The 21973-nt window shown below is 59.3% G+C and carries 16 protein-coding genes and 1 pseudogene; 11 read left to right on the forward strand and 6 right to left on the reverse strand.

Translation table 11 applies throughout. The features are described 5' to 3' along the window. Window positions 1-91: 91 nt before the first annotated feature. Together xseB and xseA are read right to left on the reverse strand one after the other, a co-directional pair. Window positions 92-268 (reverse strand): exodeoxyribonuclease VII small subunit, encoded by a 177-nt coding sequence (gene xseB, locus ACOZ4I_RS08540; RefSeq protein WP_424004745.1) that lies wholly within the window; start codon window positions 266-268, stop codon window positions 92-94. Further along, entirely contained in the window at window positions 265-1449 is a 1185-nt protein-coding gene (gene xseA, locus ACOZ4I_RS08545; RefSeq protein ID WP_424004746.1) for an exodeoxyribonuclease VII large subunit, read from the reverse strand. Before xseA ends, xseB begins: the two co-directional genes overlap by 4 nt. A gap of 1896 nt (window positions 1450-3345) precedes the next feature. Between xseA and ACOZ4I_RS08550 the strand changes: the two genes are divergently transcribed. Together ACOZ4I_RS08550 and ACOZ4I_RS08555 are read left to right on the forward strand one after the other, a co-directional pair. Continuing rightward, window positions 3346-4206: a PH domain-containing protein gene (locus ACOZ4I_RS08550; RefSeq protein WP_424004747.1), complete on the forward strand. Its 861-nt coding sequence runs from the start codon at window positions 3346-3348 to the stop codon at window positions 4204-4206. Window positions 4207-4209: 3 nt separating this feature from the next. After that, window positions 4210-5046: a PH domain-containing protein gene (locus tag ACOZ4I_RS08555; protein WP_424004748.1), complete on the forward strand. Its 837-nt coding sequence runs from the start codon at window positions 4210-4212 to the stop codon at window positions 5044-5046. A gap of 867 nt (window positions 5047-5913) precedes the next feature. Here the strand turns inward: ACOZ4I_RS08555 and ACOZ4I_RS08560 are convergent. Next, a complete protein-coding gene (locus tag ACOZ4I_RS08560) occupies window positions 5914-9471 on the reverse strand; it encodes a type IV secretory system conjugative DNA transfer family protein (RefSeq protein WP_424004749.1) in 3558 nt (1185 codons plus the stop codon). 754 nt (window positions 9472-10225) lie between these two features. On the opposite strand from ACOZ4I_RS08560, the gene ACOZ4I_RS08565 reads away from it, so the two are divergent. Next, window positions 10226-11074: a DNA-binding protein gene (locus tag ACOZ4I_RS08565; protein WP_424004750.1), complete on the forward strand. Its 849-nt coding sequence runs from the start codon at window positions 10226-10228 to the stop codon at window positions 11072-11074. 572 nt (window positions 11075-11646) lie between these two features. Here the strand turns inward: ACOZ4I_RS08565 and ACOZ4I_RS08570 are convergent. Continuing rightward, a complete protein-coding gene (locus ACOZ4I_RS08570) occupies window positions 11647-11907 on the reverse strand; it encodes a hypothetical protein (protein WP_424004751.1) in 261 nt (86 codons plus the stop codon). Between the two features lie 251 nt (window positions 11908-12158). Between ACOZ4I_RS08570 and ACOZ4I_RS08575 the strand changes: the two genes are divergently transcribed. The 3 genes and pseudogenes from ACOZ4I_RS08575 to ACOZ4I_RS08585 form a co-directional block, all read left to right on the forward strand. Beyond that, window positions 12159-12485 (forward strand): helix-turn-helix domain-containing protein, encoded by a 327-nt coding sequence (locus ACOZ4I_RS08575; RefSeq protein ID WP_424004795.1) that lies wholly within the window; start codon window positions 12159-12161, stop codon window positions 12483-12485. Then, window positions 12475-13140: an IS630 family transposase gene (locus tag ACOZ4I_RS08580; RefSeq protein WP_424004796.1), complete on the forward strand. Its 666-nt coding sequence runs from the start codon at window positions 12475-12477 to the stop codon at window positions 13138-13140. The genes ACOZ4I_RS08575 and ACOZ4I_RS08580 overlap by 11 nt, the downstream gene beginning before the upstream one ends. Before the next feature lie 134 nt (window positions 13141-13274). Next, window positions 13275-13557 (forward strand): annotated as a pseudogene (locus ACOZ4I_RS08585) (hypothetical protein); the annotation flags it as partial. Window positions 13558-13693: 136 nt separating this feature from the next. On the opposite strand, the gene ACOZ4I_RS08590 reads toward ACOZ4I_RS08585, so the two are convergent. Both ACOZ4I_RS08590 and ACOZ4I_RS08595 read right to left on the reverse strand, forming a co-directional pair. Beyond that, on the reverse strand, window positions 13694-14749 hold the full coding sequence (locus ACOZ4I_RS08590) for a TrmB family transcriptional regulator (RefSeq protein ID WP_424004752.1): 1056 nt from the start codon (window positions 14747-14749) through the stop codon (window positions 13694-13696). Between the two features lie 68 nt (window positions 14750-14817). Continuing rightward, the gene (locus ACOZ4I_RS08595) at window positions 14818-16845 is read right to left on the reverse strand and encodes a glucan 1,4-alpha-glucosidase (RefSeq protein ID WP_424004753.1); all 2028 of its coding nucleotides are present in this window, start codon (window positions 16843-16845) and stop codon (window positions 14818-14820) included. A 96-nt stretch (window positions 16846-16941) separates the two neighbouring features. Between ACOZ4I_RS08595 and ACOZ4I_RS08600 the strand changes: the two genes are divergently transcribed. The 5 genes from ACOZ4I_RS08600 to ACOZ4I_RS08620 all read left to right on the forward strand — a co-directional run bounded on the left by ACOZ4I_RS08600 (window position 16942) and on the right by ACOZ4I_RS08620 (window position 21893). Continuing rightward, window positions 16942-18441 (forward strand): extracellular solute-binding protein, encoded by a 1500-nt coding sequence (locus ACOZ4I_RS08600; protein WP_424004754.1) that lies wholly within the window; start codon window positions 16942-16944, stop codon window positions 18439-18441. Window positions 18442-18574: 133 nt separating this feature from the next. Beyond that, a complete protein-coding gene (locus ACOZ4I_RS08605) occupies window positions 18575-19501 on the forward strand; it encodes a carbohydrate ABC transporter permease (protein WP_424004797.1) in 927 nt (308 codons plus the stop codon). A 1-nt stretch (window position 19502) separates the two neighbouring features. Continuing rightward, on the forward strand, window positions 19503-20498 hold the full coding sequence (locus ACOZ4I_RS08610) for a carbohydrate ABC transporter permease (protein WP_424004755.1): 996 nt from the start codon (window positions 19503-19505) through the stop codon (window positions 20496-20498). Between the two features lie 4 nt (window positions 20499-20502). Then, window positions 20503-21699: an ABC transporter ATP-binding protein gene (locus tag ACOZ4I_RS08615; protein ID WP_424004756.1), complete on the forward strand. Its 1197-nt coding sequence runs from the start codon at window positions 20503-20505 to the stop codon at window positions 21697-21699. Window positions 21700-21701: 2 nt separating this feature from the next. Beyond that, entirely contained in the window at window positions 21702-21893 is a 192-nt protein-coding gene (locus tag ACOZ4I_RS08620; protein ID WP_424004757.1) for a hypothetical protein, read from the forward strand. Window positions 21894-21973: the final 80 nt, after the last annotated feature.

A 21973-nucleotide genomic window follows, 5' to 3' on the forward strand; every position in this document is an offset into this window, starting at 1 on the left:
CATCACGTGGCCGTGACTGGGTGTGCCGGGGGCAAGTGATCCGTCTGCCAGTGAGGTGGACTACAAGCTACGTGCTACTGGGGTCCGTCACTCACCGATCGACAATTTCGCCGTCGCCGACTGCCAGTTCGGATTCCAGTTCTGCCAGCAGTTCCGTCCCCTCGTCGTGGAGTTCGTTCGCGCGTTCGAGCGAGACGTCTCCCGCTTCGAGTTGCTCGATGATCGTTTCGAGTCGGTCCGTCTTCTTGGCGATCGTGTCGTCTTTCATACGTTGATCAGGATGAAAAGCACCAGCGCGACGACGAACAGTGCCAGAACGAGCAACACCACGATGTATCGCCGCCGTTGCCGGCGGTACCGTTCGGCGTCCTGTTCGCGTCTGCGCTGCTGTGCGTACTGTGTCCGGGCGCGATCCAGTCGATTGTCGAGATCCGTCAGTTCGTCGCGGACGTGCGTTTCGTACGAGCGGTCCAGGTCAGTTTCGAACGTCCGCAACGTAGCGTCCACCGCTTGGGCGTACCCGCGGGTCAGCCGATCACGCGTTTCGCCGAGGGTCGTCCCCACGGTGTCGGCGTAGGCACTGTCAAGTCTGTCGCCGAGCGTGTCCAGTTCGTCTTCCAGCGTCGTTTTCTCCGGGACGATGAATCCGACCTCCGTCGGCGTCATCACTCGCCGGTCGGCGACCTCTCCGGCCAGCGTCTGGTCGTTCTCGTGGCCGACGCCGACCACGATTGGCGTCTCGGTCCTGTGGATGACGCGACAGAGCGGCGTCTCGTTGAACACGCGGAGGTGTTTGTCTGCCCCGCCGCCGCGGGTGAGGACGATGACGTCGACCAGCGGGTCGTCGTCGAGTTCGCTGATCGCACCCATGATCGAGAGCATCGCGTCGTCCCCCTGGACGGTGGCGTTCTGGACGACGACGTCCACGTCGGGATAGCGGTCGTGGATGCTCGTGATCGCGTCCGTTCTGGCGTCGCTCGTCGCACTCGTGGCGATGCCGATCCGTTCGGGCAGTTCCGGGAGCGACTGTTTGGCCTCAGGATCGAGCAATCCGTCGGTTTCGAGCAGATGGCGGTTCTGTTCGTAGATCCGCTGGTACGTTCCGTCACCGACCTCGACCACGTCGTCGACGATGATCGAGACGGTGCCACCGTCCTCGTAGTACGAGAGCGACCCCTTGACAGCGACTTGCGTTCCGTCCTCGATATCGAGGTCGAGCTGCTCGCGACGGTAGCTGAAGACCACACAGTGAATCGTCGACCCCTCGTGAACCAGGTCGAAGTGGACGTGCTCGTTCGAGGACACCCCGGCGTCAGAAACGTCACCGACGGCGTAATCGAATTCGAGTTCCGGTGCGTCCTCGAGGAGCGAGCCGATATCGGCGTTCAGCGCGTCGACGTAGGTGACCCGCTCGGCTTCGAGAGCCTCCTGTAACGTCTCGATCGGCACGTATTCGCTCCTCTCCGGCTCCGACTCCATTCGACCGTCTGTTACGCGGACGCGTACTTAATCTGTGGTGGTGCTGCCGAGATGTCCTCCACGCAAACCGCTACCGGCCCCGTCGACACTCTCGGTCCGCCACGTAAGCGTCTAAGCGTCCGTGGTGCTCGGGTGTCTTGGCAGTCGGAATCAACTCCCAGCGACGACTGACTTTCGCGACAGGGCGCTCACTTGACAAACGCGAGCGCCTCCAGAGCATGGCGTCTGTCATGCCATGCATTTGGTTCACAACTCTGCTGTGGTGACCCATCTATAATGCTTCACCTTCGCTCTCGTGGTCGTCGATCCATGGCCCACCAGCGGGTTCGAACCATCCGAATTCGAAGACAAACGACTGGTTCGGAGCCGCTCGTGAATCCGAACTGAGGCGGGGTCGAAGTGATTCGATAGTAATTCAGCGTCAGGCTCTGGGGACCTCGGCTGTCGAAACGATGGACACAGCTACCGACATCAAATTATGTCCAGAACAATATACTATCACTGAATGTATAGAAATAATATAAGTAACAGTCCCGGGAGAACAGTTGCCGCTGATCGTCGAAGCCTTTCCCATCAGCACTGGTTGAACGGATCGGTGACGTTCCACTTCAGGGCCGGTCCGGGCCACACGAAGTAGACTGTGAATTGGAAACTATGACGCAAGGAACGCATGTTATATCAGGTTCTATAGGTTATCTGACTGTCTCCACCTGAATCGTGAGCAGGGTTGATTGCCACACGGATCCGTCTGTTGTTCTGTGGGGCCAATCTGCGACTGCTTTTCACTTGAGCAAGAATAATGGCTTCTGAGGAGCTATTCCGTCGAAATCTCGTAGTGAGTACGACAACGGCGAAGCGGCAGTGTCCCTTCGATCACTGTGGTTGATCAGTCGGTCGTCCGCGAGAAGAATCTCACAGTTCAGGGTTTCGTCGCTCGATATTTCTCAGATTTGATTATTTCATCCGAACGTTTATTCCTGCCACCACCACACGCTCATCTATGCCAACGAACCGGTCCTCGGTGACTGTTGAGCAGCGAGCCCGCTGTGGACGCGAACGAACTTCGGTCGCCTCGGCTATCGCTGCCAACACTCGAACTACTATCAGAAAATAATAATTGATATAAATATGAAGATGCCGCACAATGGCTCCGACACAGAGCACCCTCCAGCAGTGGTCCTCCTGGCTCTGTTTATCGGTGCGTCGATGATACTGAACCCGCTCGCAGCGGTCGGCGTGGCCACCGCGGACCAGGGCGACCGTCCGCAACTGTCGACCGCGGAACCGGGCGATCAGGCGACACGACAGGGGACGCAGTCTGTCACCGCGTCACAGAACGCGACGCCGACAGGGACCGCGACGCCACCGACGCGCACACAGACCCCCTCGCCTACACAAACCGAGACACCTGCTTGGACCGAGACACCGACGCCCACGGTGACGCCCACTCCGTCTGAAACGCCGACACCGACGCCGACGGCCGCCCCCACACAGACGATGACGCCACAGTCCACTCGGACGGTTCGGAGCACTGACGGTGGGACCGAGTCTCGACTCGACGCGCCACCTGGAATAGCGGTCACGAACATTTCGGCTCCCGAACGCATCCGCCCGGGACAGACGTATACCGTGGACACGACGGTACGAAACCCCTCCAATGAAACCCGTTCGGAGCGACTCGAGTACCGATTCAACGGTTCGACGGTCAGCAATCGGACGGTGGTGTTATCGCCCGGCGAGTCCCGGCAACTCCGTTTCGTGTTGACCGCCAACGGTGGCTTGCGTGGAACGGAATCGCTCGCTACCGGGACGTACGTTCACGGTGTCCGCAACGAATCCGGTGAGGGGGTTCCGCGTTACCTGCGTGTGACGCCCGATATCGACCTCTCGATCGGGGAATTCCAGGCCCCAGCTACGGCCCCGAACGACCGGCAGTTCGTCGTACTGGCGACCGTCTCGAACCCCACCGAAACCACGGTCACGCGGGAGGTAACGTATCGCTTCGCGAGAACCGCTGTCGCAGAGAAGACAGTCACAGTCGGGGGCGGTGAGCGAACGCAGGTCGCATTCGCCGTCACCGCGGACCAGATCGAGGCGACAGCCACAGCCGTTCAGCGAGGGCGCACGTACGACCACAGCATCGTCACCTCCGGTGGGGCCAGCGTCGGGGACGCGGTCCAGTTGCGGAGCGGGTCCAGTGCGAGCGCGGACTCGCTGGCGGCACAGGAATCGACGTTCCCGACAGACTTCCGCGAAGGTGAGCGGTACACGGTCACCGTCCCCGTCAGGAACGTCGATACGGCCGCATTCGACGGTCAGTTCGTCTATCGAATCGGCGGGACCACCGTCGAGACCCGAAGTATCGAGATTCCCGCAGGACAGCGGCGGACCGTCGAATTCGAAGTGGGCTATGGCGACGTGGAACGAGCGGCCTTCCCGCTCACCTCGCAAATCGTGACGCAGTCTATCGCCGTGGGGAACACGTCGCTCGCCAGCGGCGATGTTACGGTCCACGGAAGCGCCACGGAGACGGCGACGGAGACACCACACGCGACGCCTGCGTTCGTCGACGGATCCGACGAGACCACGACCACCGTCGAGGAGGCGTGTGAACGGGGCTTCTTCGCCCGATGCGGGCAGACCACGTTCGATCAGATGACACTGACGATCATCGGGACGGCCAGCTCCGTTCTCGCAATCCTCTACGAACTGTTTACGGGGGCCTGACAGATGGGGCGAGGACTCCCCGCAGTCTGGGGCGCGATCTTCGGCGTCCCGCTGGTCGCCGCCGGTGTCTACCTCTACGGGTTCGCGGCCGCGTACCCGCTGGTCGTGTCACAGCCCGAAACGCCCCCCTCAGTCGGGCTACTTACCGCGGCGTTCGGGCTGTTCGTCACCGGAATGGGGGCGTACGTCCACTACGTCGCCGCGCCCGAGTCTCTGCAGTTACGCGACGGCGAACTGGTCGTCGAAGAGAGAACGCCCGCTCAGCGAAACGCGCTCGCGGAGGCTGTGGTCGCCGTCCCCCTTCTCGGCCTCGGCGGCTACCTGCTGTACTTCACGCAACGGCCGCTGTACCAGCCGACGCTCGTGCTCGCGGTCGGACTCGTTCTGTTCTCCAGGGGGCTCTATCGCTACTGGCAGAACACGCTCACGCGATACGTTCTCACGAACCAGCGGGTCGTCGAAGAGTACCGATTCATCTCGCTGCTTCGCAACGAGGTCCCGCTGCAGAAGGTCCGCGGCGTCGAGGAGCATCGATCGGTCTGGGACTCCCTGTTCGGACTGGGGAACGTCACCGTCCGATCCGGTGCCAGTGGCGGGCTGTCGGTCTCCGTCGATCAGGTGTACGAACCAGCCGAATTCGCCGATCTGGTTCGCCGTGAGCTAACTCCCGACCAGAACGACGATGCAGCGTCCCGCGCGAGCGCGACAGTCGAGACGACTGACGGTGATTCTGGCTCACCGGCCACTGATGCCGCCGCCGACCCGCCGATTGCCGACGAGACCACGGATACGGGGACGGACGTCTCTGGTCAGTCCGACAGCGGAGCGAGTCCACAATAGCCACTCATCTCCGTCAGATACTGACTCGTGCCGGGTCGAGGCCGAACCCGGTGGTGGCCTGGGCCAAACCATCCCAGACTGTTGAAGAGTATCTGATTTGCCATGACTGTCACGTGGTCACGACGGCGCTTACAGTGAACCGTGGATACGAAAATCCCTTGGTCGTGTATGCTATCTGATGTAGCTATCGAATATCTGGCCCGTGATATAAGACAGAACTCGAGATCGAGGAACAATAGTCTCTCAGTACCACATTCCGTCAAGATGAGTAAGAAATCCTCATAATCGGCCTCAACGGCCGCAAGAAACAGTCTACCCTTAGTCTCACTTTGAACTAGGACGGGCCCTGCCGAATCGCGTACTCCCGAGAAACCCATCGAAAGAAGCCCTGAAAGTCACGAATCATATCTTCCGAGAGGCAGGCGACCAGGCAAGATCGGCCGTTGTACGCCCCCATCGAGCGAGTCATAATCGGGTTCCGTCTGGCGATTATCGGGTGTGAGCGACACGTCGATACCCACCACACGCCGTGAACACGAATCGACAGGGAGACGTCCGCTCTAAGCAGATTGGGATTTCACCGGGAGACAGCAGACTGTCTTTCCCACGGGAAATTCGTCCTAGTTCACCCCCTCGCTCGTAGCTGGGAGTCTTCTTGCGGCCGTCAGCACCGAGTATGAGAATCACCCAACCGACGAGCGGGCGAGGAAGGAGACAAAAAACACTACGAGAAGGCCGTTGCGTACGGTTAAGGCGGGATTCAGTGAACAGGAATGCGGTGAGTGTGAGCGAATGAATAGCCGGCGGACCTAGCTGCGAGTAAGAGCGTCGAACGCGCCCGATCACGCGATAGGCGCCATTGAGACATTATTTATCAGGCAACTTTCCCTGCAGCCAGGAGACCGGATAGATAGCTGTACAACCGGGTGCGTCGAGGCGGAACTGCTGTGGTGGGGTTGTTTCGGCATAGGACTTTTCGACACGGGTCTCGCCGTCGGCGGGGGAACGAAGGACATCGAGAAGGTCGTGCCCGTCGGACTGCGACATGACGATCCAGATCGCCTCCTCGACGCCGCAAGCGGCCATCTTGTCGAAGTCGGCGGGGGCGGCGCGATGCACGTCGTTGTTGATCCGCTCGGCTTCGACGGCGACGACAATGGATCCGTCGGCGTCGAGACCGGCGACGTCCAGGCGGCGTTGCTCGGATTCGGTGACCGCATCGGCGATATCATCGGAATCACTCCCCATCGCGGCGGCTGCGGGGACAGTCGCGGTATCGGTGTCGGACGGCTCGTAGTACGGGACGACATCGACGACTGGCGACTCGTCGTTGTCGAGATACTCGGCCTCGAGATAGCGTCGGCCGACCTCGACGGCGAGGACGTGCTCGCTCGACTCTTCGAGGTCACCCTTGCCGTGGCCGTACTCCACGCCACGTCGGTAGTGCTCGCCGATCTCGGTCCGACCAGCTGGCGTGACGGTGTAGAGTCGGTGGGGATGATCCGTATCGTGGGATAGAACGCCGGCGTCAAGCAGATCCTGGATGGCCTCGCTCTCGATACCGACGTACTCCTGGAGGCGGAGCATCGAATCGGACAGCAAGTCGTATTCGAGCGGGTCGAACCGGAGCTGCTGGGCATTGTAGACCGCCTGCAAGAACAGGAGCTGGGTGTCAGACCACTCGGACGCCTCGCGTTCCTCCGGGGTGAGCTTGAGCTGGATCGAACAGATCGGGATGTCGTCGCGGTCGACGGCATCGAGCGACGAACAGCAAGAAATCGCGCGCTTCATCCCCTCGATACCCGTATCGTAGCGGTTGTCACAGCCCGTACAGCACAGCGCGTGGACCGAACCGACGTACCGAACCGTCGGCGGGAGTCGGTTGGTCATCGGCAAGACGCTGTCGAGTCGGTCGAGCGTCGGCGTCGACGCCGCATCATCCTCATCATCGGGCGTGCTGGGCGTCCCGAGCGTCAGTCCAGCGTGCTCGCGCGTCCGTTCCGCGACGGAGCGTTCCAGGTCGTCGACGGTTTCGCTCGTGACGACCTCGCCGGGGCCCTCGGGATGGCCCGGAGGGAGGGGCAAGGACTCCACTCGAAACGGACGTGGTTCGGCCTCACCGAAGGCGGCCGGAAGCCGGGCGAGCCACTCACCGCGACGGATGGCACGCAGGACCGCACCGATCTCGTCGGCTGACAGGTCCGCCGTCGCGAGGCGTTCGGCCAGCCGACGGTCGATGGGTACGTTCCCGATCAGGTACGTCGAGACGTTGTTCAACAACTCCCGGTAGGCGTTCTCGTCAGCGGCCCGGAGTTGCTCGGGAAACTGCATCGCGAGGGTGATCGAACAGCCGAAACTGCGAGACTGTGCGAGCAACTCTTGTAATATCTCTGACGTTGCGACGGTCGCCGCCTCTTCGAGGAACACATTGACAAGATTATACGACTCTGCGTCCGGGGCTCGCTTCGCCCGTCGCCGAAGCGCGGTCCAAAGATTCGACAAAATGACACGAGTCATCGCCTGGCGAGCCTCGCGTCGCAACCCGCTCGTATCGAAGATGATGACGACGTCCTCGTCGAGATAGTCGTCGAGGTCGAAGTGTGGCTCATCGCCCTGCGGAACGTGATTGAACACTCGAGCGAGGCGGCGATCCATTGGAATCTTCTCGATGCGGTTGGCGACGCCCTGCATGATTTCGTCGAACGAGCGGGCGCTGTTGGCGACGACGCCGGCGAGCATCCGTTCGAGATCGTCATCAGAGACAGCGGGGGCAGACTGGCGTTCGTGCATCTGCCGGACTGCCGTGTGGAGGTCGCGATGGGAGAACGCGTCGTCGCCGTTGACTGGGTCGAACAAGGCCTTCACCAGATAGCGGATGATGTCGGGCGAGCGAACCGCTTGTGCGAAGCGGTCGGGGCCCATGATCCCGGCGAGGATTTCCAGGTAGTGATCGGCTGTCTCCTCGACGGCCGTGGTTCGGGCGACGCCCGCGTCGAGTTCGTCGCGGATGTCGAAAAACGAGAAGGCCGGTACGACCTTCGAACAGTCGAAGTACAGAACGTTCTCGAGGGTCCCGTAGGTCGCGTAGTGGGCGCGCATGTACTCGCGGGCCATCCCGTCGCCTTTCGGCTCGACGATGATGCTTGCCCCGTCAGTCGCTGCGTGATTCCAACACATTCCGTTGACTGAACAGGTCGACTTCCCAGAGCCAGTCTTGCCGATCAATCCGATGTGGAGCGGCTGGAGCGACGGTGGAAGCGATATCGGCTCGGGATGGGCCGTCCCGTCCTGTGAGATCGGGTTGCCCAGCGGGAATCCATCACACCGATACGTCCGGAGTTGTGCTGGTGGCGGCAGCGGAAGCGCCCGTCGTTCCCCGGGGGTGGTCGCGAGTCGTCGCCGGGCTTCGGCCGGAAGCGCACTGCCGTCGAGCAGACAGAAACTCCCGAGTTCGCTCGCATCGGCGACGATGCCTGGGCTGGATGGGTTCGTGAGTGGGATGTAGCTATCGAGGGATTCGTACGCAGCGGGGTCGAAGCGTCTGGTGCAGACCTTGTCCTTGAGCGCTTGTGCGTCTGCGTCTCTGCAGACCGTGCCTTCGAGTTCGTAACAGGAGTGACTCACCTCGGCGAAGGCAGTCGCGAGATCGTCGGCGACGTATCTGTCGCGCTCGTCGAACAGAAGCGCGCGGATGTTGATCTCGAAGGAGCGTCTGGGGTTTCGCTCGTCGAGTTCCTCAAGACGGGAGCGGTCGGCGACTGGAATCTGTCTGTCCCCGTGGTCCAGATCGGACGGGCCAAGTAGTGCGCTGATTATTTGTCCGACCCAGGTCTCTTTGCCTTCTTCGAGGACCTGCTGGTGCATATCTCGCTCGACCGTCCAGTCGGCTTTGGGACGGACGAGTATCTGGAGGAGCGCCGTCCCGTCAGTGGCAGCCAGTGCCTCGACGACGCTCGCAAGCGGCGTACGGACGTGATCGCTGTCCTGGTGGAACGTTTCGAGTGGGGTGAGTCGTGTCTGCCAGTCTTTTCGCGTGTCCGGTCGACCTTCGAACCGGACGGCTGTCGGTGGATGGTCGGGAACGAGGGTCGGGGCCCACTGGACCGTACGGAACTCGTAGGTGTCCGGAAAGAGCGTGCGGAGGGTCCGTTCCAGTGGCTCGTGCAGGTCGGGGGTGTCGACGCCGAAATAGTACTGGATACTTTTGGTGTCCTCCTGTGGGGCGACGAGGTACACTTCGACCGTCGGCGGAGGTTCCTGGAGTAGTCCCCAGAGCCTGGTCTCGATTTCCTGGGATTCGAGTTGATGGAGGCGTTCGAACTGGGCTTCGACGGTGTGTGGATCGAGCGGCGAGTCTGTCGGCGTGATCCGGATGTACTGTCGGGTTTCGCCGACCGGGACCGGTAAATTGTCTTCTGTTGTCATTGAAATTTACGTTACTGTATTCTCGTATAAATCTATGGAAAGAAGAGGGAACAGCGGACACGGTGGTAGGGGCGGAGATATTCAACCAGAAAGCCCCGGCTGGCTGCACTCGGGGGACTCGCTGCGGTCCTCACTCCGCTGCGGTCCTTACGACGTCCGCCTTCGTGCAGCCAGCCGCCCCTTTCAGTCCCGCCCTGCGAGGGTTGTGGTGACTGCTGGTTCGGCGGCTGTTCAGATGATCTCTCTTGGCACGCCGCGCGCGCCGCGTGCCGCCCTCCGCGTGCTCACGGTTCGCTTCGCTCACCGTTCGCATCGCTCGCGACCGACCATTCCGGGCATGCGGCGAGCAAGCTCGCCGTTCCGGGCTGAAATGAATCTGGTCTCGACGCCAGCGGGTTAGCCGGTCGGTTGCGCCCCTGGCGGGCTGTCGCGTTCCAGTGCTTGGTGCCGACTGCGCCCTCGCGCGCCACGTTGCGGCGCGCGTGCTCGTCGACAGTCGCACTGCACGCGGTCCCGCAGTCCGGGCCGGACACGAACAGGCTAACTCCGCTGGCCGCTCGCTCCGGGCGGGTCAGCGCACGCGGCTGGTTCTGTGGTCGCACTGTGGCGCTCTCGCTCGCGCCCACAGGGGCGCTCGCGAAGGCGCGAGCGAGAGCGCAGGCGTGACTGGTCGGTCGGTGTCCGTGGAAAACCGCGATGCTGGAACATCGCGGTGTCGGGCGCGTGAGCGCCTTCGGAATCAGGAGAGATTCCAATGTCAGGTAAGAACGTAATTCGTAATAAGCGTACGGTAGAGCAGTGGCAAGAAGACAAACGGCGCGGCTGGGTGGTCGACGAGACGCCCGAGTTGCGGCGGTCAGTCGAACAGGAGATCCAGGGGAAGGTGGATACGAACCACCCGGACAGTTGCCGGGCGAGCATGACCCTGGCACAGGAAGAGAAAGCGATCGCGCGGGACATCGAGATCGCGCGAACCCGAGCGAGGGTCGGTGAGGAGATATCGGAGCGAGAGCGACAGACGCGACTGACGGTGGAAGCGTCGGGACGGCAGACTCGACGGCGGTTCCAGAAGCGCGCGGCGAGCGTGGACGGCTGGCAGGACCCAGACCGGGCGGACCCTCGGACGATGCTCTCACGGGAGGAGGTCGCGGCAGTCAACGAGCAGGCGGAACGCCTGGCCCGGAAACTTGAGGGCTGGACGCGAGCGGCAGTGAGTCGGCGGCTGGCCGAGCGGCTGGTGGACGGCCGTGGGATGACCGACGCGGTCGTCGACGTGTACGACGAACTCGAAACGGCGGCTGGGACGGTGGTTCCCATCGCGAAGGTCGGCGAGGTCAATCGCAGCGAGGTGTGTATTTCCGGGCGTGTCCAGACGTGGTGGACTCCCTCGCATCCGAGTATCTCTCAGGTGGGGCTCATCGGCGACGACAGCGGCCGGACGCGACTGACCGTCTGGGAGGCGTCGAATGCACCCTGGATCGAGGAAGGCGAACAGGTGCGTATCCACGGCGCGGCAGTGAGCTGGTACGAGGGACGCGCCTCGCTGGCTGTCACTGGGTGGTCGGCCGTTCACTTCCCCGAGCGCGGTCGGTGGTGGGAGTAGCGGGCTGACGCGGTCTTCTTTTTTCGTGTTTGCCAGACCGGCCCAGACCCCTCCTCCCCACCCACCGCTCCGTGCTCGCTGCCGCTGCGCGCGCAGCCACGACCTGAATAACTGGGAGATGCGCCACTCTGAACAGCCCGTTTGTTCTACTCCCTTCAAGTTTGGTAGATAGAGAACCAGATTGTCGGAGACGACTTCTTGGACCGCGATTCAGACAAATAAACTCCCCATCTTTCTGCTAACGCATAGAAAGCACTTCCTATTTACTCTCGTTTCCTCCCTGCTGCGCACTCTGTCGCATCGCTTCCTAAAGAAGGCGGCCTATGCCAAACTTGATAAAAACCGAAGTTCCACCCCGTTTCCGCCTAATCCCCGTCAAAATTGTCGGTCAGCGAGGCCTGCTCGGAGCCATGCAGGTAATCCTGTACAGTCTCCGAGAGCACCTGTTGCTCAACCGCTAATACGGCGTCCATGTGGTCACGGGTGAACCGATACGTGTGATTCTCGACTGCTCACAGGCTCCAAATTCGGCAAGAAATTCAAATATCAATTCCAACTCGGTGAGACCAACCTCACTCTGAGAGGTAATCTTCTCTAATCTGGTCAATTCGTGCCTGATCAGCTTCCCCGGCTTCCTCAAATTTTTCAAGCAGAATTTCCGCGTTTTCCAAGACGTTATTATGGTTTGACTTCTTCAAAACACTCTCTACGCGATTGAGTATTTGAGACTCCTTTCCGAAGTATTCGTCAAACTCCGAAATTTGTTCCAGTACTCTGCCTTTTTGACCATCGTTCATATTGTTCTGCGTGAGCTGTTTGCTGAAACGGTCCATGAAATCTCCCCCTTTTTCTTCCCCGAGAGAACCTGCGATCGAACTGAGTGTAGCTTCAGACTTAGACTCGCTAGCTTAAGCTCTCTAAGCACGTATCTATAGGAATGGGACGAAAGCAGCACGTTGTTGATCTCTCTGATGAGGAACGGAGAACCCTCGAATAGTTCATCTCGACTGGTGAGCACAAAGCCGAAGACATCACGCGGGCACGTATTCTCCTGAAGGCTGACGACGGGCTCACAGATGCGGCAATCTGTGAGCACGTCGGCTGTTCAATCGGAACACCGTACAACGCACGCAAAAACTACTGTGAGCGAGGGCTCGCGGCGATTCATCGCCGCAAGCCCGACCGCGAATATGAGCGCAAACTCGACGGCGATGCTGAAGCGCGACTGATCAAACTCGCTTGCAGCGATCCACCAGAAGGACACTCTCGCTGGACGCTCCATCTCCTCGCTGATGAACTCGTTATGCTTGACGAGATCGACTTCGAGTCGATCTCTCACGAGACCGTCCGACAGCGGCTAAAAAAACACCCTGAAACCACATCTCTCCAGCTACTGGGAAATACCGCCTGAACAGGACGCTGACTTTGTCTACTACATGGAAGATGTGCTCGCTCTCTACCACGAACCGTATGACGAAACCCGTCCAGTCATTTGTTTCGACGAGTCCAGCAAAGCACTTCGTGGGCATGAACGCGACCCGCTCCCGGGCGAACCGGGAGCGGTCGCTCGGGTCGATCACCGGTACAAACGCAACGGAAAACAGCGACTCCATATCACCACCGAACCGTTGACTGGCTGGGTAGCCGTCGAAGTAACAGAGCGACGGCGAACAACCGAATGGATTGACCGAATGATCGAACTGGCGGATGTTCACTACCCGGATGCGATCCGCATCCGGGTTGTGATGGATCAGCTCAATACGCACAAACCGGCTGCCTTCTACGATTTCTTCCCACCAGCGCAGGCGAAATCGTATCTTGATCGATTCGAGTTCCACTTCACGCCGAAGCGAGGAAGTTGGCTGAACATGGCCGAAATCAAGATTGGTGTGCTCAAACGGCAGTGTCTTGACCGGCGTATCTATGACGCAGCGACCCTCCGTTCGGAGGTCGCTGCGTGGGAAAGCCGACACAATGCGGTTGATCGGCCTATCGACTGGCAATTTACCACCGGTGACGCTCGTATCAAACTACGGCAGCTGTATCCGGTTGAGCCGAGGAACTAGTGAGACAACATTTGAAGCTACACTAAGCCCCAGATCTCTACGAGCCTGCCCTGGACAGATCGCCGACGAGTACGGCGTCGACATCGACGCCTCGTACCACGGAGCAGCGAGTGCGGACGGGTCGGTGCGATAGAATGAGCCTACCAGAGCACCAGTTCGAACTCGTCGAGACCCACCGCGCCGTACAGGACGACGGGTTACCGTACGTTCTGGTCGGTGGGTGGGCCGTCTCCGCGTTCCAGACACGGTTCACGACCGACATCGACACCGTGGTTCCGGACACGTCCCTCGCTGACTACGATTCGCGGGTATCACAAGCAGTTCGAAACGGATGTCTCGAATGAGTACGAGAGTCGGATGAGCCAGTACAGGAAACCGGTGAGAGATAACGCAGTCACGTTCGAGGCCCTCGTCGACGAATAGCACGCTCAACGAATCGAAGAAGACGTGATTTCGGAAGTAAACCCATCTTATCTCCCAGTAATTACTCGTCATGTTTCCCAGCAAGGGTTTCAATAAGGCCGTGAAGACAGGAACGGCGATGTGTTACTACTCACACATCAGACGTACTCTTCAGCGTGATATCTCGTGCTTCAAAGTCTTCTAAGAAGGCTCTGTAGCCGCCGACAGTAAACGTGTCTGTGGCTGTTTCAATAACGAACGACTCCTGTGTGGGGAAATCATTTGAAAAAGGGCGTACAAGGCTTTGCTTTACGTTAGTAATCGTTCCGGTTATCGTCTCGAATGTGTCCTCGCTTTGCGTCGGCCTGATCTCAATCTCAGTGGTGACCTGCTGTCCATCCATTAAGTACAGTGTCGCTTCGAACACCGCATGGCGAAAGCTGGTGAATGTTCTCGGCAACGGCCCTGCCTCTGCAACGTAGCTCTGTTCACCCATGGGCCAGTAATTTGCGATGAACGAGTCAAACAGTGAGGAGACAATGTGTTCCTCCGCATGATATATTGCGTATTCGTCTGAGTTAGAGTTTAATACGGCCTCGGCTGATGAGACGATACCATCTGAGCGGTCAATGGTGAGGGTAACTGGCGCAGGTGCATTCCACGTCTGTACAACGTTTGCTATCGAATCCGCAATCTGAACCTCACCCTCATACTCCGTTACTAATAGCATACAGAACACACCACGGTCCTGTGCTGCCTGGAGCGAATCTTCGACCCGATGGAGTGTTGAAGCCGGAAGCGCGAGAATAATCTCTTCGGTTGCAGCGTCAATCAAATCAACAAGTTGAGTGAGTATCGTGCGCCGTGATTTGATGATACTGAATTTCTGTTGTTCGTAGGTTTTCGAGTCGAACAGGTCATCTAGTTGTGTCTCTATAGTGTCTAACTGCGAGACAAGATTGTTGATCCCCTCTGAGGGAGGAATCGCCCGAAGCTGTGTCGGTTGAACGTGATCATCGATCTCGATAAGCTCACGCTCCTCTAGCTTTCCGACGATATCGTACGCATAACTCTTCGAGATGTCTGTTTCTTCAGAGACCACACGAATCGTTGTCGAGCCATTCTGGAGGACTGTTATATAGGCGAGCGCTTCCTTCTCCGAGAGACCGAAGCGAGTGAGATTCTCAACGATGTCGTCCTCCACCATGCTTAATTGTTGAGCAGATACCGAAGATAAAGCTTAGTATCAACACGGGTGCTGTTCATAGTGAATCGTCAGCGTTCACTCGACGTGTGCTCCAATACGGATTCTGCGCTCCGAGTATCCCGAGCCGCGTACGTTGCAAGTCGGATGGCATGTGACCAGCCAAGTGGAGTGGCACTGTCTGGCGTGCCGGAATCGAAGAACTGTTCTGGTAAATATCCAGAGGGAAGGCAGAGTGTACCTGAAAAATCGATTTCTGCGAACAGACGATCAGACCACATCACCGGGTCGAACTGGTTGGACGGTGCCGAAAATAGTCGAACCGCTTTCTCGGCCGCGTAGGCACCCCATCCCGTCGAGACAGTCCAGACCTTCTCTCTTGTTTGATCACGTTGGCGCCATGTGTCTTCCTCGAATCGTGCCAAGCCCCGGATGTTGTCTGTCTCTCTCCAAAGGGTTTCAAACGCTGTTCCGAGGTGAGTTGCCAGTCGATATCGACGATCTTCGCCGACACTGTTTACGTCGTCGTAGGCTAGATGTGCGTCGGTTAGCGCGAACGTAGTGCTATCGACACGCTCATCTAGTTTTCCATCAATTAAGCGAATCCCATAGATACCCTCGTCAGGCGACCACATCATCTCAAGTGCGTCGTAAATCTGTCGTGCCCGCATCGCTGCGTGGTCTCGGATATCCTCACTCAGTGGGGCAGTCGCAATGGCACTGTATGCGTGTAGGAATTTCGCAGCGGAGTGCGTGAAGCGGCCGTTCATGTTTTCCCACGCGTTCTCACACACAGTCGGTAATCCATCCGTTTCTAGTGAAATATCCATCCCTTCTACTCCCGACTTCAGAGCATTCTCGATATCTTGGACTATGCCTTCGGAGAGCGAATCACAGTACATAGAGAGGTATTCCGCGAGAAAGACGAGAACGCTCGCAGTCTGATCGGCTTGATACTGCGTTTCGGATCCCTCAATGTGCCCGTTTGCCCATCCGGGGGCAAGCCGGCCGTTCATCGGCCACACGCGATGGGGCCACCGACCGTCGTTCAGTTGTGTTTGTAAATAAAACTGAGCACTCTTACGGTGTCTCTCTTCTATGCCGAGATCAAGTCTCTCGTCAGCCTCCAAGAGGAACGTCGAGATCTCGCCGTCGTCCCGAAACCAGGTGTATCCGTAGCCGCCAGAGTACTGATAGTGAGGATCAAAATCGGGACCAGCTATCCGAGCACCCGTCGGAGCAGATAACAGATCAAGAACATGGAGGTCCGTCTCAACGATCTGGTCTGCGCCATCCGGGGTTGTCCCCGATTGTTGCGTGGCAGTGAGAATCTGTGATGGCTCGCGGTAGCGCTGTGTCAGGTCAGTAAGGCGATCAAGACTGGCAACTTGTGATTGGTTCTCGACATCTGACAGTGTAGTCACGATGGTTGTCCTTCCATTTTTGAGTTCGGTGCGGAAGCTCACTCCTCCGGTGAGGCGACTCCCCTCGTAAGTCTCTGACTCCCCTTTTCGCGGAAATGACCGAGGCTCCTCAGCGAGAATTTCGTCAAACTTCTCCATCACTTGCGGTGTAATTTCCAGTTCTGTCGACGCTCCCAGATAATCGTGCTCCTGGTTATGATATAGTTCGACGATTTCATCTTTGTGGATCAACTGTCCGATTCGTCCTTCCTGCCCTTCTGGATTGAATTCGACGAACCCTACAATTTCGAGACAGTCTGGTGCCTCTCCTCGCAGTTCGAACGCAGTCACATGTGAGAGTTCCTCAGTAAAATCACGCTGTACAATGTCGAACGTCTCAAAGCTGTGGATAGTCTCGACGAATGTATCTCCCTCATGCAATGTCTGTGACGAGCTATCACGAGTGTCAAACCACTTGTTTGTTCCGTCAACTCGAACTCCAAACCGGGAAGAGGTGATTCCGTAGAGGCCGGACAGTGGATACGAATAGTCTTGAATGGAACCGACTGAGTCAACGTGTATTAGTCGTTGCGTCGAACCGGTGAACTGACCCCGTTGAGTACGTCGTTCGCCCGGAAATACGTCTTTCGTCTCTTTGTTTCGCTTGTAATCGTCTAGTGACCGTCGGAGTCCCATGCCAGCATAGTAGCGAATTGCAGATAAAGTTCTTGTGATATCTCAACTCAATTCCCTAATCTATAAGTGGACGGATTTTCATTGACAAATTGAACGATGTCAGAGAACTCAGAGACGGACGGAAAACAGAGTACCATATCACGTCGACGATTCGTTGCAGGAGCAGGCGCGTCGGGTGTAGCAGCCGGCTTTTCAGGCTGTGCAAGCATGTTCAGCAGTGGCGAGGGCGATGGGAATGCCGGAGGCACACAGACTGGTAGTGCCGGGAGTGAAGAGATGACAACCGTGTCATGGGGATTCGATGCGACAGTAGTGCAAGATCATGCTGACCAAGTTCGAGATGCACTCCATGACGTAGGTGGGCTTTCAGATAATATCCAAATTGAGTTCGAGCAGGGGCAACCCGACAGTGGTAAGCGTCGAGCTACCTACAATCGACTCCTGAGTTCACGGGAAACCGAACCGGATATGTTCATGATGGACAACGGGTGGGTGAATATCTTTATCCAGCGAGGACAACTCGCCAATCTCTCGGAGATTCTCACGGACGACACGCTCTCAACTATCCAAGAGGAGTACTTTAGTGGCTTCACTGAGACAGCAATTGACCCATCAAGCGGCGATCTCTTCGGTGTCCCACTCTACCCAGACTATCCGACGATGCTGTACCGGAAGGACCTCGTGGAACAAGCCGGATATAATCCAGAGTCCGAGAACTGGGCCACCGAACCGATGACCTGGAAGAAATGGTCGAATGTGGCGGCCGATACGGTGGATGCGACTGACATCAAGTACGGCTTCACGACACAGTGGGACATCTACGAGGGGACCGCCTGCTGTACCTTCAACGAGGTCATGTCCTCGTGGGGCGGTGCGTACTTCGGCGGCCGCGAGAACCTCTTCGGGCCAGTCGGTGATCGGCCGGTCACTGTCGATTCCGAACCGGTCATCAACTCGCTGAACATGATGCGAAAGTTCGTCCATGACGAGAGCTTCGACAACCTTCAGGGATACGGTGGTGGCTTCACACCCACGAACATCCTCGGCTGGATAGAAGACGGGTCACTCGCACCGTTCCTCGATGGAAACGTCCTCTTCCACCGCAACTGGCCCTACGCTATTAATCAGGCCGCCTCGGAATTCGGCGACAACCTCGGGACCATGCCGATTCCTTACGCCGTTTCGGAAAACAACGCCGAGTTCCAAGGTACCGGTGGCACGACATCGGCACTGGGTGGCTGGCACATCACCGTCAATCCCAACAGCGAACGTCTCGACGCAGTCAGTGAAGTTATCCAGGCCACGATGGAACCGGAGTTCCAACTGTTCTTACTGGAGGTTGAGGGATGGCTTCCACCACGAGGTAGTCTGTTCAACTCCAGCAAAGCGTCGAACATCGACCCAATGGGCGACTATATGGACACGCTTCGTGTGGCTGGTGAGAACACGATGGCGCGTCCGGTGACAGCGGTCTGGAGCGAGCAGTCCAGCAAAATCGCCCAACAGGCAAACCGGGCGGTCAATCAAGATGTCTCTTCCGCGGAAGCGATGGCTACTCTTCAGTCTGGACTGGAGCAAACCGAGAGCAGTAACTGACATCGCGAACCGATTCTCTAACCAACGAGACACTATCCATGCAAACTACATCACGGGGGGGTCACGCTTGAGTCCAAAGACAGAGGTCCACCAATCGCGAGAGTCTCGACGGTCGGGCGCGCTCGTCGACGTCATGCGCTGGATGGAGAACTTGAGCGACACGCAGTACGCGTATTTCCTGTTGCTCCCGGTGTTCGTTCTCCTGGGCGTCGTGGCGCTGTATCCGCTGTTGCGGACGTTCGAGCTGTCGCTGTTCGCCACGTCCCTCGACTTCTCGAGTCGGAACTTCGTCGGCCTCGGCAACTACGTCGGACTGTTCACCGGCGAGAAGAACCAGTTCCTGCCCGGCGGGACCACGTTCCTGCCGAGCGATCTCAGCCTGCAGGCGCTGCTCAACAGCGCGCTGGTGGTGACGATCATCTTCGCTGTGGTGAGCGTGCTGTTCGAGACGCTCATCGGTCTGGGGCAGGCGCTCATCCTCGACCAGGACTTCTACGGGCGGCGCTGGGTCCGCGCGGCCATCATCATCCCGTGGGCGGTCCCCATCGTCATCCAGGGGATGATCTTCTTCCTGATGTTCAACTCGAACGTCGGGTTCCTGACGCCGCCGCTGGCCGACCTCGGACTGTTGGCCCCCACGAACACGCTCAACGACACGCCGAGCGCGACGTTCATCATCATCGTCGCCGACATCTGGAAGACCTCGGCGTTCATGGCGCTGTTGATTCTGGCCGGCCTCCAGAGCATCGACCGCGGCCTCTACGACGTGGCGAAGGTCGCGGGGGCAACCAAGTGGCAGCAGTTCAAGCTCATCACGTTCCCGCTCATCCTGCCGACCATCGGGGTCGCGGTCCTGTTCCGCTCCGTGCAGGCGATGCGGGTGTTCGGCATCATCGACACGGTCTCCAGTTGTACCGTCGTGCCGTCGCTGTCGTGCATGGTCGTCGCGACGTTCACCACCCGCGAGGGAACGTCGGCGGCCATCGCGTTCGTGACGGCCGCGATCATCGGCTCCGTCGTCATGGGACTCATCCTGTGGCAGGGGGAGGACGCGATCTGACATGGCAACCACGACCGAAGACCAATCGAGCGACGGCCCGCTGCAGCGCTGGACCCAGAGCGCGATCCGGAATCCGGAGAAGGTGTATCGGGCGCTGTTCTACGCGGCGATGATCTTCTTCCTCGTGACGACGCTGTTCCCGTTCTACTGGCTCGTCGTCCTGGCGGTGACGCCCGAGGGGAACCTGCTGGCTGGGAGTTTCCTCCCGACGGTGAATCTCTTCGGCGTCAGCGGGACGTTCCCGCTGCCGGTGCCGAAGGGGTTCAATCCGGCGGCGTTCATCACCGTCTTCGAGCAGGTGCCGTTCCACCTCTACATGCTGAACAGTTTCGCGCTGGCGATCACGACGACGGTCATCGTCCTGTTCGTCGCGAGCCTCGCGGGCTACGTGTTCGGCCGGCTCCGGTTCCCGGGCCGCGCGCTGTTGATGCTCGCGATCCTGGCGATCAGCTACTTCCCGCCGGCCGCGTTCGTCATCCCGCTGTTCCAGGCGTTCGCCGGCAACGCCCCGATCACGGTACCGTTCACGAACATCCCGCTGTTCACGCCGCCGCGGCTCCTGAACACGCCGGGGTCGATGGTGCTGCCGTTCAGCGCGCTGTTCATGCCGCTGTCGATATTCATCCTGACGACGTTCTACGGCCAGATTCCGGACGGCTTAGAGGACGCCGCCAGAGTGGAGGGGACGACGCGACTGGGCGCGCTGTTCCGGGTCATCATGCCGCTGTCGGCACCGGGGGTGGCGACCGCCTCCGTGCTGACGTTCATCGCGGTGTACAACGAGTACTTCTTCAGTTCGATCATGGCGACTTCGCCGGAGGCGACGAAGTGGTCGCCGATCGTCGGCGGGATCCTCAGCTACCAGACCCAGTACACGACCCAGTACAACCTCATGGCGGCCGCGAGCATCGTCGGGGTCCTCCCCGTCGTCATCCTCGTGGTCGTCGCACAGGAACGCATCGTCAGCGGACTGACCTCAGGAGCACTCAAGGAGTAACACAATGGCACGAGTACGACTCGAACACGTGACGAAACGCTACGACGACCAGGGTGACGTGGTCACCGCGGTCGACGACATGAACCTGGACATCGCCCACGGGGAGTTCATCTGCTTCGTCGGGCCGTCGGGCTGTGGGAAGTCGACGACGATGGAGACCATCGCGGGGCTGACGATTCCGACGGAGGGCGAGATCTACATCGGCGACCGCGAGGTGACGAACCTCCCGCCGAAAGATCGGGGCATCGCGATGGTGTTCCAGAACATCGCGCTGTTCCCGCACATGGACGTCTACGACAACATCAGTTTCGGGCTGCGTCTGCGGGACTACCCCCAGGACGAGATCGACCGCCGGGTCGAGCGGGCCGCGGACATCGTCCAGTTAGAGGGGATGCTCGAACGGATGCCCGAGGAGATGTCCGGCGGCCAGCGCCAGCGCGTCGCCATCGCCCGCGCCATCGTGCGCGAGCCGGACGTGTTCCTGATGGACGAGCCGCTGGCGAACTTGGACGCCAAGCTCAAGGTCCACATGCGGACCGAACTTCAGCGTCTCCACAAGGAACTGGACACGACGATCATCTACGTCACGCACGACCAGGAGGAGGCGATGACGCTCTCGGACCGCATCGCCGTCCTCGACAGCGGGGCACTCCAACAGATCGACCCACCGCTGACGTGCTACAACGAGCCGGACAACCTCTTCGTGGCCGGCTTCATCGGGTCGCCGTCGATGAACTTTATCGAAGGGTCGGTCACCGAGGACACCCTGGAGACGCCGAACTTCTCGTTGACGTTCGACCCGTCGTCGATCGAGGGCGTGAGCGTCGGCGACGACGTCACGCTCGGGATCCGACCCGAGGACATCTATCCCGCCGACCTCCGCGACGAGGTCGCGGACCCGTCGGGGATTATCCGAGCGCGGACGGACATCTTGGAACCGATGGGCGACGAGATATTCGCGTACCTGCTGCTCGGCGACGGCGAGACGTCGATGTCACAGGAGATGGCCACCAACGACCAGCTGCTCATGAGTATCGACCCGGACTCCGACATCGAGGAGGAAGACGAGGTCGGGGTCGTCATCGACCGACGGAACGTCCACCTGTTCGACTCGGCGAGCGGCGAGGCCATCGCCCACGATCTGCGCCCGGTGGAGACGGACAGTGCAACGTCCGGCGGCGAAGTGGAGACCGACGACTGACGATGAGTAGCCACCTGGCGACGCTGTACTGGAGCGGGATGCTCGTGCTGTTTTTCTTCTGGGCGTACGGGATCGGCTCGTTCGTCCTGGACCTGAAGAACAAGATCATCCCCGGGATCATTCAGTATCGGCGTGGCAAACGTGCCGAAAAGGCCGAGAAGCAACGCGAAGAGCGCGAGCAGCAACTGTACTAAAACAGTACGGTTCCCCTACTGCGTTCGTGTTTTGTTTGCCCCAGAGGGGTGCGGGGCCACGTCGGCCTCGCGCGATTCGA

Origin of the sequence: Haloarcula salina, assembly GCF_049603855.1 — an archaeon.
GTDB classification, from domain to species: domain Archaea; phylum Halobacteriota; class Halobacteria; order Halobacteriales; family Haloarculaceae; genus Haloarcula; species Haloarcula salina_A.